This is a genomic window from Halobacillus sp. GSS1, assembly GCF_017307035.1.
In the GTDB taxonomy this organism is placed as follows: Bacteria; Bacillota; Bacilli; order Bacillales; family Halobacillaceae; genus Halobacillus; species Halobacillus litoralis.
Genome location: NZ_JAFLHE010000017.1, coordinates 1 through 14,514 on the forward strand (window position 1 = coordinate 1; position 14,514 = coordinate 14,514).

Sequence of the window (14,514 nt, forward strand, 5' to 3'; positions counted from 1 at the left end):
TGAAATCTTCAGGACTTATTCCTGAAGATTTTTTGTTTTATACTAAAACTCTCTTCACCTCTTCTATTTGAAATCTATTTTCTTTAAATTTTATGTATAAGGTTGATAGATTCGGAGATACTAAGTGTAAAGGCTTCATGATTAAAGAGAGGAGGAGAACGAGTGAGCCGTAAAGATCATTGCAGTATTTGCGAGAGAGAAACAGAAAAGGGAATTTATCTATTACGAGTTTTTATTTGTGAAGATTGTGAGGAAGAGATGATCGACACACCTGCTGATGACCCGAAATATGATTACTTTGTTAAACGTATGGCCAAAGCCCATCGTTCTATGATTCCGTCTTAATATAAATGAGCGTAGCAGCTATGAAGAAGAATACACATCCACCCTTGTATGCAGGGTGGATTTTTTTATTGACTAAAAAGGTAACGTCCACTCGAGCCAAACCCATGTGTACTGCATAACGGACTGGTAACGTTACTCCAACCGTTTTATTTATATGCTTTATGTCCATCCGAGACGGAGCCTTTGTTCCAGGGCGATGTATGTATTGCTTGTCTGTGGCTATTTATGTAAGCTTAAACATGGAAGAAGGTGATTATGTGGACTCTACATATATGCCGCTGTACGAAGCGCTTAAACGGAATATAGAACGAGATCCTTTATCTTTTCATGTCCCTGGACATAAATATGGGAAAGTGTTTGAGAAGCAGGCCTCTGAAATGTTTCAATCTATTTTACAATTGGACGCTACAGAAGTGGATGGACTGGATGATCTGCACGCTCCAGAAGGTGTGATTCAGGAAGCTCAACAGTTAGCGAGCGAATTTTTCCAATGTGACCATACTTTTTTCTTGATAAATGGGACAACGGTCGGCAATATGGCTATGATTTTATCTGTTTGTCTCCCAGGGGAAGAGATTATAGTGCAGAGGAATTGTCACAAGTCTGTACTGAATGCTCTCGAACTTTCGGGGGCATCCCCTGTCTTCATCTCTCCAAGATATGAAAAGGAAACTGGCCGACATAGCTACGTTTCTGCCGAGGACGTCGAGAGAGCTTTGAAGGACTACCCTGACAGTAAAGCCGTTTTTTTGACCTACCCGGATTACTTTGGAAGAACGTATGATCTGGAGAAAATTGCAGAAGTGGTTCATAGATCCCGTATCCCCCTGCTGGTTGATGAGGCTCACGGCGTTCATTTTCAGCTCGGAAACCCCTTCCCAAAGGCTGCCTTAGCTGCGGGCGCAGATGGTGTGGCTCAGTCTGCACATAAAATGGCACCTGCGATGACCATGGCTTCGTTCCTTCATGTACAAGGTGACAGGATCGATCTGAACCGAATGCGTCATTATTTACAAATGCTCCAGTCGAGCAGCCCTTCCTATCCACTAATGGCGAGTTTAGACGTGGCTAGAGCTTATTTAGCTTCATGGAAGCCCACGGAAAAGGAGGACTTGTTTGTTTTCTTAGAGCAAGTAAAGGCCTTGTTTCAGTCGTATAACTATTGGGCTGTGAAAACCACGGATGATCCGTTGAAGCTTACGCTCGAGGTTTTAAGCGGAACCGGATTTGAGTGGGCGGAAGCCCTGGATGAGGTAGGAATCGTACCGGAGCTTGCAACGACAGATCAAGTTCTACTCGTATTTGGGCTCGCCCCGAGTGTGGATATACAGTTATTGGAGGACCGGTTGAAGACCTTGGATTCCCAATTAAAAAAGCAAACAAACCGTGCTACAATAATAGAGGATCAAATCCAATTTCCAGCGGTTCAAAAGCTGGAATTCAGTTATTCGTTCATGCAGAGAATGGACGTGGAGAGAGTGGATTGGCAAGAAGCTGCAGGGTACGTCGCAGCAGAAGCGATCATCCCCTATCCACCAGGCATTCCATTAGTCTTGAAGGGGGAACGCTGGGATGATCAACATATAGCTCAGGTGCGTGCCCTGTCCAGTCAGGGGGCACGTTTTCAAAATACAGGCATGGAACAAGGTGTCCTTGTTTTTAAAGGAGAATAGATGTGAAAGGGTTGTTTGTAACGTTCGAAGGTGGCGATGGAGCTGGTAAATCTTCCATCCTCCAAGAGATCGGAAAAGAATTGATAGAGGAAGGGTATTCCGTTCTGGTAACGAGAGAGCCGGGAGGAATACGCATCGCAGAGAAAATAAGAGAAGTGATCCTTGATCCTTCACATACAGAAATGGATGGCCGTACTGAAGCTCTGCTTTATGCCGCGGCACGCAGGCAGCATCTCGTAGAGAAAGTCATCCCTGCATTAAAAGAAGGAAAAATCGTGCTTTGCGACCGGTTTGTAGATTCCAGCCTTGCCTATCAGGGCGCGGCACGTGGTCTTGGTATGGAGGAAGTTTTTAAAATCAACGAATTCGCCATTGATGATCATATGCCGGATTTGACGTTGTTGTTTGATATCAAGCCTGAACGAGGTTTGGAGAGGATTGCTGCGAACCAGGGAAGAGAAAAAAATCGTCTCGACCTTGAACATATCGATTTTCATGAAAAAGTTTATGATGCCTACCAACGATTGGCTGAGCAAAGTAAGGACCGCATCAGGGTAATTGATGCCGATCAGGAGTTCGAATCTGTGAAAAAAGATGCGTATCGCGTTTTAAGCGGTCACTTGCCATCATAATTTCCATCCATTTGTTATAATAGGAGAAAACACCCAACAGGAGGGTATGATTGCATGAAGATGATCATTGCGGTCGTTCAGGATAAAGATAGCAGTCGTTTGACAGATGCCTTAGCAGAAAATAATTTTAAAACGACCAAACTATCAACGACAGGTGGATTCTTGCGAGAAGGAAATACAACGTTCATGATCGGTTGTGATGACGATCAAGTGGACGATGCTTTAGATATTATTAAAGATAATTGCAGCCAGCGTGAACAGATGGTTGCTCCGATTTCACCGATGGGGGGAAATGCGGACTCTTACATTCCCAAACCCGTAAAGGTCGAGGTAGGGGGAGCGACTGTATTTATTTTGCCGGTTGATTCCTTTTTTCAGTTTTAACTTAGAAGGGGTTCAAGTATGAAGATCAATCAAGAAATACGGACACAGATGGAGGCAGCAAAAAGACACTCTTCTCTTCAGACGAACGGGAAGTCTGGTTTTGATGCGATGGTGCAGTCCCAATCCCGGCAGCTGCAAGAAGCCCAATTGAGCAGGCTGATGAGTAGTATAACGGCACAGGGGGAGCGGGTGGCAAGAGCTCGGTCTTTCCGTGATCTGGCTAAATATAAACGTCTTATCAAAGACTTCATGAAAGAGTCCGTCCAATATGGAATGAACCTGAAGCATTCGCATAGTTGGAATGCACATGGACAGACTCGAAAGTTGACGATAGTGGAATCGGTTGATGAGAAGCTGTCTGAACTGACAGAGGCAGTGATGGATCAGGAAAAGCGAACGGTTGATCTGCTTGGGCTGATTGGTGAAATCAAAGGTTTGCTTATTAATTTATATACGTAAGGACGGAAGTAGTATGCAGACTTGGACACAAATGAAAGACATCCAGCCTCTAGCTGCCCAAATGCTGATGAACAGCTTCAAAAAGGACCGGATTTCCCACGCTTATTTGTTTCAGGGGAATCGCGGGACAGGTAAAAGGGAAATGAGTATTCTTTTTGCGAAAAGTATTTTCTGCAAAAACAGAGAAGGCGCGGAGCCCTGCCAAAGCTGCAGGGATTGTCACCGGATTGATTCAGGGAATCATCCAGACTTGCACTGGATAGAACCTGAGGGACAATCCATCAAAAAAGAACAAATCCTCCATTTACAAAAAGAATTTACGTATACAGGAATGGAGTCAAACCGAAAAGTCTATATTATCGTCGATGCAGAAAAGATGACAGTCAACGCTTCGAACCGATTATTAAAATTTCTGGAGGAACCGAGTCAGCAGACGACCGCGATGTTACTGACCGAAAGTGGTCCGACCATACTGGATACCATCAGGTCGCGTTGTCAATTGCTTGCCTTTCAGCCGCTGAATCCAAGGCGTGTGCAGGAAAAATTGGTGGAAGAAGGAGTCTCTGAATCGAATGCGAGACTTTTGTCATCCTTAACGAATAATTTGACAGAAGCCCTCGAGATGAATGAAGATGAGTGGTTTGCGAATGTGCGAAAACTAGTGATACAATTAATTGAAGTGCTTCAAAATAAACCAAATGAAGGACTTTTGTTTATCAACCATCAGTGGATGCCTCATTTCAAAGAGCGAACGCAGCTGCAGCGTGGTCTGGATGTATTGATGCTCTGGTTCCAAGATGTGATCAACCAACTTTTGGACCGGGAAGAATCGATCATTTTCACGACAGAGAGAGAGAATTTGAACCAGGCAGCGATGCGTTGGTCACGTCAGTCAGCAGCACGAAGCTTAACGGATATTCTTGAGGCGAAACGAAAGATAAATCAAAATGTCCATCCTAATTTAGTGATGGAACAACTTACCCTTCAACTACAGAGGTGATGATCGAATGATCGAAGTTGTAGGTGTCCGATTTAAGCAGGCGGGTAAGGTATATTATTTCGATCCGGGGGAATTGCGGATGACGACGGACGATTATGTCATCGTTGAAACCGTACGCGGAATCGAATTCGGAAAAGTTGTCATTGCTAATAAATCCATAGATGAAGAAGACGTTGTTTTACCTCTTAAAAAAGTCATCCGTATGGCAGATGATAAAGATAAAGTGACGGTGGATGAAAACAAAGACAACGCCGCAGAAGCTTACCGGGTTTGCGAAAAGAAAATCCGTGAACATAAATTGGACATGAATCTTGTGGATGTCGAATACACGTTTGATCGTAATAAAGTGATCTTCTACTTTACGGCTGATGGCCGTGTGGACTTCCGTACATTAGTCAAAGATCTTGCGTCTGTTTTCAAGACGAGGATCGAACTGCGCCAAATCGGTGTCAGGGATGAAGCGAAAATGCTCGGGGGGATCGGTCCATGTGGACGGATGCTTTGTTGCTCAACGTTTTTAGGTGATTTCGAACCTGTTTCTATAAAAATGGCCAAGGACCAGAACTTATCCTTGAACCCAGCGAAAATTTCTGGCCTTTGCGGCCGCTTAATGTGTTGTCTCAAGTACGAAAATGATGATTACGAAAATGCGAAGAAAGAGCTTCCTGACCTCGGTGAAAGCATTGCGACCTCCTTCGGTAAAGGAAAAGTCGTCGGACTGAATATGCTCGAACGTATGGTGCAGATTGAATTCCGCGACAAAGAGCGCGTCCTTGAATACTCTCTGCAAGAGCTGATCGATGAAGGAGTTCTTCAAACCGAAGCCTCAGAATAAAGGGTGGAGTCGAGCGTGAAGAAGAAAGCCATATTTGAACAAGTATCCCATTTTGAAAGTCAAATCGGTGAGCTCTATGAACAGCTCGGCGATTTAAAAAAACAGCTGGCCTATCTCTTAGAAGAAAACCAGCATTTATCGCTTGAAAATCATCACTTGCGACAACGGTTAGAGAAAGAGAATGAAAAAGAACAATCTTCCTCAAATTCCAAACAGGACAAAGGGGCAGTCGTCGGGGAAGGCTATGATAATCTTGCGAGGCTTTACGAAGAAGGCTTTCATATTTGTAATCTTCATTTTGGCAGCCCGAGAGATGAGGATTGTCTGTTTTGCTTATCTTTCTTAAACAAAAAGAAATAATTCCAGGTCCAAGCCTTTCCTTGCTCGTTCGAGGAAGGGCTCTCTTTATATCATGGATGGGTTTAAAATTATAGTTATGTTATGGAAAGATGATCTGTCAGTATTATGGAATACTTGATTTCGTGTGGTTGTGTGCAGATAGGAGGCGGTGAGAAGCGTGTAGTTTCCCAGAATCCGTTCCCCCCTGAAAAAAGCAACGAAACCGTTCCAGAAAAGGGAGCTGTTATAGGAAATTCAAGTAAAGAAAGGAAAGCGGAAATGGTTCAATTATATGGAGATGAACGAATTGATTTTTTATTAGCGAAAGAAAACATGCGGATTATTCAAAGCCCGAGCGTATTCGCTTTTTCATTAGATGCGGTTTTACTCGCTGACTTTACGTACGTACCAAAAACACGGGGAAAAATCATAGATTTATGTACAGGGAACGGTGTCGTCCCTCTTTTTCTTTCCACTCGATCGAGAGTTCCGATAACAGGGGTGGAAATTCAGGATCGGCTCTACGACATGGCCCTCCGTAACATTGAACTGAATGATTTAGGAAATCAACTGAATATGATTCATGGGGATTTGAAAGATATGCCCGTGCATTACGGAAATGACAAATTCGATCTGGTTACGTGTAATCCTCCTTATTTTCCTACTCCTAAAGCGGATGAGCAGAATCTGAATGAGCATTTGGCTATTGCGAGGCACGAAATCTACTGCAGCTTAGAAGACGTGGTAGAGTCATGCAGCAGGCTGGCGAAGTCAGGAGGGAAAGTATCCATGGTTCATCGCCCTGAGCGCATGGTAGAAATTATTCAGTTATTCAAGAAGTACAAGTTGGAGCCCAAAAGAATGCGACTCGTATATCCAAAAGAAGGAAAAGAAGCGAACATTCTTCTGATTGAAGGAGTCAGAGACGGGAAGCCCGGGCTGAAATTTCTACCTCCGCTGTACGCTCTTACGAATGATGACGAATATACTCAAGAGCTAAGGGAAATTCTTTATGGAGAATAGTCATTACGTCTATATGCTCAAATGTAAAGATGACACCCTTTATACCGGATACACCAACAATCTGGAAGCTAGGTTAGAAAAGCATCAGAGCGGCAAAGGGGCCAAGTACACAAGAGGTAGAGGGCCTCTCGTACTTGAGGCTTATGAAGTGTATGAGACGAAGTCAGAAGCCTTACAACAAGAATACCGGCTGAAACGAATGACAAGGAAAGAGAAAGAATATTGGATTGAACAAAGAAAGGAAGGGGTGAGTATGGATGAACGTACAGAAAAGTTTCATGGATCATGATCAAGGAACGCTTTATATTGTCCCAACTCCCATAGGGAACCTGGAAGATATGACCTTTCGTGCTGTTAATACTTTAAAAGAAGTGGATATGATTGGTGCCGAGGATACGAGGAATTCCAGAAAATTGCTCAATCACTTTGAAATCTCTACGACACTTGTCAGTTATCATGAACATAACAAACACACAAAAGGTCCGGAGTTGATTGAGAGGCTTAGTGGTGGAAAAAACATCGCCATCGTCAGTGATGCGGGTATGCCTGGGGTTTCAGATCCTGGAACAGATCTTGTCCAAAGAGCGATTGAAGCAGATATCCCAGTCGTTGTTCTGCCAGGTGCGAATGCCGCGCTGCCTGCTCTCGCCGGATCAGGGCTATCGACAGAAGAGTTTTACTTTCATGGATTTCTTCCAAGGAAAAAGAAAGACCGCGCCGCCGTTTTAGAGAAGCTTCAATCCATTCAAGCCACGCTGATTTTTTATGAATCTCCTCACCGATTGAAGGAGATGTTAAGCCATGTCCATGAAATACTTGGAGATAGAAAGGCCTCATTAGTCCGCGAACTGACGAAACGTTACGAAGAATACATCCGTGGGGGTTTGGGAGAATTAGTGGATTGGGCGCATTCTGAACAAATTCGTGGGGAATTTTGTGTAGTGATTGAAGGAGCGGGTGATGTAGAATCTGAGGATAGCCACCAGTGGTGGGCACACTTATCTCTCGTTGATCACGTCCAGCACTATATTGAAAACGATGGAATGAGGAATAAAGAAGCGATAAAACAGACGGCTCTAGACCGAAAGCTCCCGAAACGGGAAGTCTATCAGGCCTATCATGTAGAAGAAAAATAAAACCAGCAAGAGAAAACCCCTTACTGCCAGGCCTGTGAACAGTAAGGGGTTGCTTTAACATATGTCTTTTTTTCTCTCTATAACCAGTAAATCGTCTCTTATCTATTTATCTCTAAATCTTATTTATTTTAGGTTGTCTTGTAGTTCTGAAAGCAGCATTTGTGCGCCTTCCTTGCTCAGGACTAGGTTGCCGTTTGCCAGTTTCATATTTTCATCAGAAACTTCCCCTGTGACATGGCAAGTCATGTTGGGCTTATATTTCTTTAGAACGATACGGTCATCGTCCACATAAATCTCCAACGCGTCCTTTTCGTTAATGCCTAGTGTGCGGCGGAGTTCGATCGGAATAACCACGCGACCGAGCTCGTCGACTTTACGTACAATACCTGTAGATTTCATATTTCTGTCTCCCCTCAATCAAAAGTTTGGCTGTCATGTTTCGACATATGTCTCGACAATATAGTACCAACCATTCCCAGACGTGTCAATTACTTAAAAAGGGATAAGAATTTCCAATTCCACATACTGGTGCAGGTATTGAAAATGGGTGAGTGGAGCGATTCATCCAGGCCTCTTTCCATCTCTACCCATCCCTTTCATCCCATATCTGGTTGGTTTATCCAACCTATCTATATACATTTTATTTTACCAGAGTATTTACATATGTGAAATTATAATGTTTGGTTCTTTTGACAGTTTTACGTAAAATTCGGTATATTTTAATGTTAGGAATGGAAATAAAGAAGATAAATCGATAGAATGATACCATGACCTTTTATGACACATGGTAGGAAGATTTTGAGGAGGGAACAGAATGCCTGAGGAAAATAAGACGTTTTATATAACGACACCTATTTATTACCCTAGTGGTAATTTGCATATTGGACATGCCTACACGACCGTAGCGGGTGATGCGATGGCACGCTACAAACGTTTACGGGGATATGATGTCATGTATTTGACCGGAACGGATGAGCATGGACAGAAGATCCAGCGGAAGGCAGAAGAAAAAGGAGTCTCTCCACAAGCTTACGTGGATGATATTGTGAGCGGGATTAAGCAATTATGGGATAAACTCGATATTTCCTATGATGACTTCATTCGTACCACACAGGATCGTCACAAAGTAGTCGTAGAGAAAATTTTTGATTACTTAATGAAAAAAGGCGACATTTATTTGGATGAGTATGAAGGTTGGTATTGTACCCCGTGCGAGTCCTTTTTCACAGAACGTCAGCTTGAAGACGGCCGCTGCCCGGATTGTGGCGGGGAAGTAGAAAAAGTAAAAGAAGAATCCTACTTCTTCAAGATGAGCAACTATGTGGATCAATTGCTTGAGTTCTATGAGAAGAACCCGAAATTCATCCAACCGGAAAGCCGTAAAAATGAAATGATCAACAACTTTATTAAACCAGGTCTTGAAGACCTGGCTGTATCCCGGACGACATTCGATTGGGGAATTGGAGTACCAGGAAATGAGAAGCACGTCATTTACGTATGGATTGATGCGTTGAGCAACTACATTACCGCGCTTGGCTATGAAAGTGATGATGATTCCAAATATCAAAAATACTGGCCGGCAGATGTTCAGCTTGTAGGGAAGGAAATTGTCCGTTTCCATACCATTTATTGGCCGATCATGCTGATGGCTCTTGATCTGCCTTTGCCGAAGCAGGTATTTGCCCATGGCTGGATCTTAATGAAAGATGGAAAAATGTCCAAGTCCAAGGGGAACGTTGTGGATCCGGTCCAGTTGAGCGATCGTTATGGTCTGGACGCTCTACGCTACTACTTGCTTCGTGAAGTACCATTCGGTTCTGATGGGGTGTTTACACCAGAAGCATTCGTTGAACGTACGAACTATGACCTTGCGAATGACCTTGGGAACCTGCTGAACCGTACAGTCGCGATGATCAGTAAGTATTTCGATGGTGAAATTCCAGCTCTGAAACTAGGGGAAGATGAATTTGATGAAAGCCTTGAAAAACTGGCCCAGGAGACGAGAATCTCTGTAGAAGATGCTCTTGAGAACATGGAGTTTTCTGTGGCTCTTGCAGATCTCTGGAAATTCGTCAGTCGTACGAATAAATATATCGATGAAACACAGCCGTGGGTTCTGGCTAAAGATGAAAACCAAAAAGACCGACTGGGTAATGTCATGGCCCACCTGGCTGAATCGCTTCGTCAAATAGCTGTGATGCTTCAGCCGTTCTTGACGCAGACGCCTGAGCGAATCTTCCAGCAGCTCGGAGTAACAGCAGATGAGCATAAAGCATGGGAAAGCCTCAGCGAATTTGGAATTCTTCCAGCTGGAACGAAGGTACAAAAAGACCAGCCGATTTTCCCTCGTCTCGATGCGGAAGAGGAGACGCAAATCATCAAAGACATGATGAAGAAGTCAGCTCCTCCAAAAGAAGAGAAAAAAGAGGAGAAAAAGGAGCAAGTGGAAGAAGTGACCATTGATGATTTCATGAAGCTTGATTTCCGGGTTGCGGAAGTAACGAAAGTCGACAAGGTGAAGAAAGCAGACAAGCTGCTTAAAATTCAATTGGACCTCGGTTATGAGCAGCGCCAAGTCGTTTCCGGTATCGCTGAACACTACACTCCGGAAGATCTTGTTGGAAGGAAAGTCATTTGCGTCGCCAACTTGAAACCGGTCAAACTCCGCGGGGAATTGTCTGAAGGGATGATTCTTGCTGGTGAAGACGACAATGGTTTATCTTTGGCATCTGTGGATCAGACGTTGAAGAATGGGACGAAAGTGAAATAACACGCCAATAAAAAGGGAAAGCTCTCCATAGTGCTTTCCCTTTTTTTACATGACGATTAATTGATGAAGGTGGGAAAATGAATGTTGTTTGATACGCACGTCCACTTAAATGCAGATCAGTTCGAAGAAGACTTGGAAGAAACGATTGAAAGAGCTCAAGAAGCTGGTGTTCAGTATATGACCGTTGTAGGCTTCGATAGGAAAACGATCCCGAAAGCGATGGAAATCGCCGAGCGGTATGAAAACATCTATGCCGCTGTAGGCTGGCATCCGGTTGATGCTATTGATATGACGGATGAGGACCTTCAATGGATTGAGGAATTGTCTCAGCACCCTAAAGTCGTGGCGATAGGGGAAATGGGATTGGATTACCATTGGGATAAGTCACCAAAAGAGGTGCAAAAAGAAGTGTTCCGTAAACAGATCCGTCTGGCAAAGAAGGTGAAGATGCCGATTATCATCCACAATCGTGAGGCGACAGATGATATTGTTGAAGTCCTAAAGGAAGAGAATGCAGCTGAAATCGGCGGCATCATGCATTGTTACAGTGGGCCTGTAGAAACAGCGCAGGAATGCATCGATATGAACTTCATGATTTCCTTAGGCGGTCCTGTCACCTTTAAAAATGCAAAATTACCGAAAGAAGTGGCCAAAGCGGTGGATCTTAAGCATTTGTTAGTAGAAACGGACTGCCCGTTCCTGGCTCCGCATCCGAACCGCGGGAAGCGAAATGAACCTGCCTATGTGAAGCTTGTCGCGGAACAAATTGCAGAGTTGAAGGGAATTTCGTATGAAGAGGTGAGTGAAACCACAACTTCGAATGCTCTCGAATTCTTTGGAATCCAGTCGCAATAAAGGGGACCTTGGAGGGTATATTACAAAATCCGCCCAATTGTATGGGAACTGTAACACGTTTGTTATGTTAATTGACTAGGTATAATAGCATAATAGAGGAGCCAGTGATGGTCATGCTGGCTCCTCTATTTTTTGTAAAGAGGATCCATTTGACATGAGTTTGTCACTTGACTACAATAAAACGCGTGCTTTAGAAAGGAGGCCAAAGGATGAATATAGGGGAATTGTTAAAATCAGCCATTAGTCACATGATGGTATGGGCAACTGTGATTGCCGTCCTATGCATCGCCTTTTTAGTAACCGTTTCGTATGAAGCTACTAAAGCTTCTGTGCAAGTGACACAAAATGGGCAGAAAGAACTGATACGCACTCATGCTGATACTATTGATGAATTATTATCAGAGCTCGATGTCACTGTTCAACAACACGATGAATTATCACATAACTTATCCGATCCGGTTGAGTATGGAATGGATGTCTCGTACATAGCATCTAAGTCTATCAATCTAGCCATCGATCGAAACCATACAGAAGAATACTTTACAACAGCCTCGACAGTGGAGGAATTCTTTGAGCAGGAGGGTCTTGAATTCAAAGAACGGGATGAATTATCCCATGATCCGGATGCTCTCATTGAAGATGGCATGGACATTGAAGTCCAACAGGCCTTCCAAGTGAACGTCAATGATGGAGGAGACTCCAAAAAAATCTGGACGACCGCATCCACGGTCGACGAGTTGTTTCAAGAAGAGGGGATTACTCTGAGCGAATTGGATGAGTTGAACCTCAATGAGGAAGAAGAGCTATCCTCTGATAAAAAGGTCATTATTACCAGAGTCGAGAAAGTGACCGACGTTGTCGAAGAAGAAGTTGACTTTACCGTGGAAACAAAGAAAGACAACTCTCTTCCAAAAGGGGAAAAGAAAGTCGTTTCCAGTGGAGAAAAAGGGTTGATTACGAAGGAATATGAAGTAATCTTGAAAAACGGTGAGGAAGCCAGCCGTGAACTGATTAAGGAAACGGTGGAAGAAGAGAGTAAGACAAAAGTGGTTGCTCTTGGTACGAAAGTGGAGAAGAAAGCGACAGTTGCTGCTTCAAGCCCGTCAAGTTCTTCAAATGCATCAAGCTCTTCCCGCTCTTCCTCAAGTCAAGCATCTACGACGGTATCGCGAAACGATACAAGTGGAGCGAAGACCTTATATATGCATGCCACGGCCTACACCGCTAACTGTGCAGGATGTTCGGGCATTACGGCTACAGGCATCAACTTGAAAGCGAATCCGAACAAAAAAGTCGTAGCGGTCGACCCGAGTGTCATTCCGCTTGGAAGCCGCGTCTGGGTAGAAGGGTACGGGTATGCCATTGCTGGAGACACAGGTGGAGCTATTAATGGAAATCGTATCGATTTATTCGTTCCTTCCAGGAGCGAGGCTCTTAATTTCGGCTCCCGTAATGTAAAAGTGAAAATACTGGATTAATGGAGATAGCAGAGGAATCGTTCCTCTGCTTTTTTCCGTGTATAGAGTCATGGTATGCTATGGAAAGATGAAGAAGGGAACGCAACAGGAGGAAAGTACGTGAAAATTAAAGAAGTGATTGTGGTGGAAGGGAAAGATGATACCGCCCGGATTAAATCTGCCGTGGACGCAGATACCATTGAAACGAATGGATCAGCGATTGATGAGCACGTTCTTGAACAAATCAAACATGCACAGGATAAAAGAGGGGTCATTATCTTTACAGATCCCGATTATCCTGGAGAGCGGATCAGGCATATCGTAAGCCAGCATGTACCTGCGTGCAAGCATGCTTTTTTACCGAAACATCGTGCACGTGCCAAACATGACAAAGGAATTGGTATCGAACATGCGTCGATTGCTGATATTCAGGAAGCCCTGTCTGCAGTATATGAACTAGTGGATATCCGGGAAGGTGAAATAGAAAAAGCCGATCTCGTCGACTACGGACTCATCGGAGGTCCGAAAGCATCCAAGCGTCGGGAAAAATTGGGGGTCACCCTCAAAATTGGCAAAACGAATGGAAAACAGTTGTTAAAACGATTGAATATGTTCCACATTACATCCCACCAGCTAAATGAAGCAATGGATCAGATCATACAGGAGGAAAGAAATGAACAGTAAAGCAGTAGCCACACCGACAAGAACGAAAGAAATTTTGCAGAATTACGGATTCTCATTTAAGAAAAGCCTGGGGCAAAACTTTCTCATTGATGTTAACATTTTAAAAAATATCATTGCAGAAGCTGGAATTGACCGTTCGGCGAGTGCGATAGAGATCGGACCTGGTATCGGGGCTTTAACAGAACAGCTGGCCCAGCACGCCGACCGTGTCGTAGCATTTGAAATCGACCAGCGCCTCCTCCCGATTTTGAAAGAAACCCTTGGGAACTATGACAATGTCGAAGTCATTAACCAGGATATTCTCAAAGCGGATGTTGCCCGTGTGATCGCTGATCATTTCAACCCTGATCAACCTGTCCGTGTCGTAGCTAACCTTCCTTATTATATTACGACACCTATTCTGATGAAACTTCTGATGGATCGACTGCCCATTGACAGCATAACGGTCATGATTCAGAAAGAAGTGGCGGATCGTATGGCTGCTGAACCGAATACGAAAAGTTACGGTTCTCTTTCCATTGCCGTTCAGTATTACACAGAAGCAAATGTCGTCTTGAATGTACCTAAGACCGTCTTTATGCCTCAACCGAATGTGGATTCTTCTGTACTACATTTGGAAATGAGAGAGAGGCCACCTGTTGAGGTGGAGGATGAAGAATTCTTCTTCGACGTTGTGAAAGCAACGTTCGGGCAACGTAGAAAAACTTTGATGAACAACTTAGCCCGTCATTTCAAAGGGGAAATGGATAAGGAAGAGCTTAGAAATCGACTTGAAAAGGTCGAAATCGATCCATCTCGACGCGGGGAATCTTTATCCATGCAGGAATTCGCAGATCTAGCCAACGTTTTATATAAGTAACTGTAAATAGACACAAAGCCCATGTTCACACATACACTACAGTAGTGTATAGAGTGAGGTGGG

17 protein-coding genes are annotated in these 14,514 nt (G+C 43.9%); 16 read left to right on the forward strand and 1 reads right to left on the reverse strand.

Annotated features, from left to right (window positions below):
* Positions 1-162: 162 nt before the first annotated feature.
* From J0K78_RS20125 to rsmI, 11 genes are all read left to right on the forward strand, one after another.
* Positions 163-345, forward strand: a complete 183-nt coding sequence (locus J0K78_RS20125; RefSeq protein ID WP_206948351.1) for a sigma factor G inhibitor Gin — start codon at positions 163-165, stop codon at positions 343-345.
* 257 nt (positions 346-602) lie between these two features.
* Positions 603-2,018, forward strand: a complete 1,416-nt coding sequence (locus J0K78_RS18200) for an aminotransferase class I/II-fold pyridoxal phosphate-dependent enzyme (RefSeq protein WP_370551180.1) — start codon at positions 603-605, stop codon at positions 2,016-2,018.
* A gap of 2 nt (positions 2,019-2,020) precedes the next feature.
* Positions 2,021-2,650: a dTMP kinase gene (gene tmk / locus J0K78_RS18205; RefSeq protein WP_206948352.1), complete on the forward strand. Its 630-nt coding sequence runs from the start codon at positions 2,021-2,023 to the stop codon at positions 2,648-2,650.
* A 54-nt stretch (positions 2,651-2,704) separates the two neighbouring features.
* Entirely contained in the window at positions 2,705-3,034 is a 330-nt protein-coding gene (locus tag J0K78_RS18210; RefSeq protein WP_160916839.1) for a cyclic-di-AMP receptor, read from the forward strand.
* Between the two features lie 18 nt (positions 3,035-3,052).
* The gene (locus J0K78_RS18215) at positions 3,053-3,493 is read left to right on the forward strand and encodes a YaaR family protein (RefSeq protein ID WP_206948353.1); all 441 of its coding nucleotides are present in this window, start codon (positions 3,053-3,055) and stop codon (positions 3,491-3,493) included.
* A 13-nt stretch (positions 3,494-3,506) separates the two neighbouring features.
* Positions 3,507-4,493, forward strand: coding sequence for a DNA polymerase III subunit delta' (holB, locus tag J0K78_RS18220; RefSeq protein ID WP_160916835.1), 987 nt, complete (start codon positions 3,507-3,509; stop codon positions 4,491-4,493).
* Between the two features lie 7 nt (positions 4,494-4,500).
* Entirely contained in the window at positions 4,501-5,328 is an 828-nt protein-coding gene (locus J0K78_RS18225; RefSeq protein ID WP_160916833.1) for a PSP1 domain-containing protein, read from the forward strand.
* Between the two features lie 15 nt (positions 5,329-5,343).
* A complete protein-coding gene (gene yabA, locus J0K78_RS18230; RefSeq protein ID WP_206948354.1) occupies positions 5,344-5,688 on the forward strand; it encodes a DNA replication initiation control protein YabA in 345 nt (114 codons plus the stop codon).
* 258 nt (positions 5,689-5,946) lie between these two features.
* The gene (locus tag J0K78_RS18235) at positions 5,947-6,690 is read left to right on the forward strand and encodes a tRNA1(Val) (adenine(37)-N6)-methyltransferase (protein ID WP_206948355.1); all 744 of its coding nucleotides are present in this window, start codon (positions 5,947-5,949) and stop codon (positions 6,688-6,690) included.
* Positions 6,680-6,979: a GIY-YIG nuclease family protein gene (locus J0K78_RS18240; RefSeq protein WP_206948356.1), complete on the forward strand. Its 300-nt coding sequence runs from the start codon at positions 6,680-6,682 to the stop codon at positions 6,977-6,979. Before J0K78_RS18235 ends, J0K78_RS18240 begins: the two co-directional genes overlap by 11 nt.
* A complete protein-coding gene (gene rsmI, locus J0K78_RS18245) occupies positions 6,948-7,826 on the forward strand; it encodes a 16S rRNA (cytidine(1402)-2'-O)-methyltransferase (RefSeq protein ID WP_206948357.1) in 879 nt (292 codons plus the stop codon). The genes J0K78_RS18240 and rsmI overlap by 32 nt, the downstream gene beginning before the upstream one ends.
* A 123-nt stretch (positions 7,827-7,949) precedes the next feature.
* Here rsmI and J0K78_RS18250 read toward each other — a convergent pair whose 3' ends face one another.
* The gene (locus J0K78_RS18250; protein ID WP_075038313.1) at positions 7,950-8,225 is read right to left on the reverse strand and encodes a transition state genes transcriptional regulator AbrB; all 276 of its coding nucleotides are present in this window, start codon (positions 8,223-8,225) and stop codon (positions 7,950-7,952) included.
* A 415-nt stretch (positions 8,226-8,640) separates the two neighbouring features.
* Here J0K78_RS18250 and metG point away from each other — a divergent pair, with 415 nt between their 5' ends.
* The 5 genes from metG to rsmA all read left to right on the forward strand — a co-directional run bounded on the left by metG (position 8,641) and on the right by rsmA (position 14,451).
* Positions 8,641-10,596, forward strand: coding sequence for a methionine--tRNA ligase (gene metG / locus J0K78_RS18255; RefSeq protein ID WP_206948358.1), 1,956 nt, complete (start codon positions 8,641-8,643; stop codon positions 10,594-10,596).
* A gap of 81 nt (positions 10,597-10,677) precedes the next feature.
* The gene (locus J0K78_RS18260; protein ID WP_206948359.1) at positions 10,678-11,451 is read left to right on the forward strand and encodes a TatD family hydrolase; all 774 of its coding nucleotides are present in this window, start codon (positions 10,678-10,680) and stop codon (positions 11,449-11,451) included.
* A 209-nt stretch (positions 11,452-11,660) separates the two neighbouring features.
* Positions 11,661-12,929: a G5 and 3D domain-containing protein gene (locus J0K78_RS18265; protein WP_206948360.1), complete on the forward strand. Its 1,269-nt coding sequence runs from the start codon at positions 11,661-11,663 to the stop codon at positions 12,927-12,929.
* A gap of 99 nt (positions 12,930-13,028) precedes the next feature.
* Positions 13,029-13,592, forward strand: a complete 564-nt coding sequence (rnmV, locus tag J0K78_RS18270) for a ribonuclease M5 (RefSeq protein WP_206948361.1) — start codon at positions 13,029-13,031, stop codon at positions 13,590-13,592.
* Positions 13,582-14,451: a 16S rRNA (adenine(1518)-N(6)/adenine(1519)-N(6))-dimethyltransferase RsmA gene (gene rsmA / locus J0K78_RS18275; protein ID WP_206948362.1), complete on the forward strand. Its 870-nt coding sequence runs from the start codon at positions 13,582-13,584 to the stop codon at positions 14,449-14,451. Before rnmV ends, rsmA begins: the two co-directional genes overlap by 11 nt.
* Positions 14,452-14,514 lie beyond the last annotated feature (63 nt).

Coding starts and splice junctions, on each gene's coding strand:
- rsmI (WP_206948357.1), top strand. CDS start 6,948: ATGAACGTACAGAAAAGTTTCATGGATCATGATCAAGGAACGCTTTAT.
- J0K78_RS18235 (WP_206948355.1), top strand. CDS start 5,947: ATGGTTCAATTATATGGAGATGAACGAATTGATTTTTTATTAGCGAAA.
- J0K78_RS18215 (WP_206948353.1), top strand. CDS start 3,053: ATGAAGATCAATCAAGAAATACGGACACAGATGGAGGCAGCAAAAAGA.
- holB (WP_160916835.1), top strand. CDS start 3,507: ATGCAGACTTGGACACAAATGAAAGACATCCAGCCTCTAGCTGCCCAA.
- J0K78_RS18210 (WP_160916839.1), top strand. CDS start 2,705: ATGAAGATGATCATTGCGGTCGTTCAGGATAAAGATAGCAGTCGTTTG.
- rsmA (WP_206948362.1), top strand. CDS start 13,582: ATGAACAGTAAAGCAGTAGCCACACCGACAAGAACGAAAGAAATTTTG.
- J0K78_RS18265 (WP_206948360.1), top strand. CDS start 11,661: ATGAATATAGGGGAATTGTTAAAATCAGCCATTAGTCACATGATGGTA.
- J0K78_RS18260 (WP_206948359.1), top strand. CDS start 10,678: ATGTTGTTTGATACGCACGTCCACTTAAATGCAGATCAGTTCGAAGAA.
- J0K78_RS18240 (WP_206948356.1), top strand. CDS start 6,680: ATGGAGAATAGTCATTACGTCTATATGCTCAAATGTAAAGATGACACC.
- J0K78_RS18250 (WP_075038313.1), bottom strand. CDS start 8,225: ATGAAATCTACAGGTATTGTACGTAAAGTCGACGAGCTCGGTCGCGTG.
- J0K78_RS18225 (WP_160916833.1), top strand. CDS start 4,501: ATGATCGAAGTTGTAGGTGTCCGATTTAAGCAGGCGGGTAAGGTATAT.
- metG (WP_206948358.1), top strand. CDS start 8,641: ATGCCTGAGGAAAATAAGACGTTTTATATAACGACACCTATTTATTAC.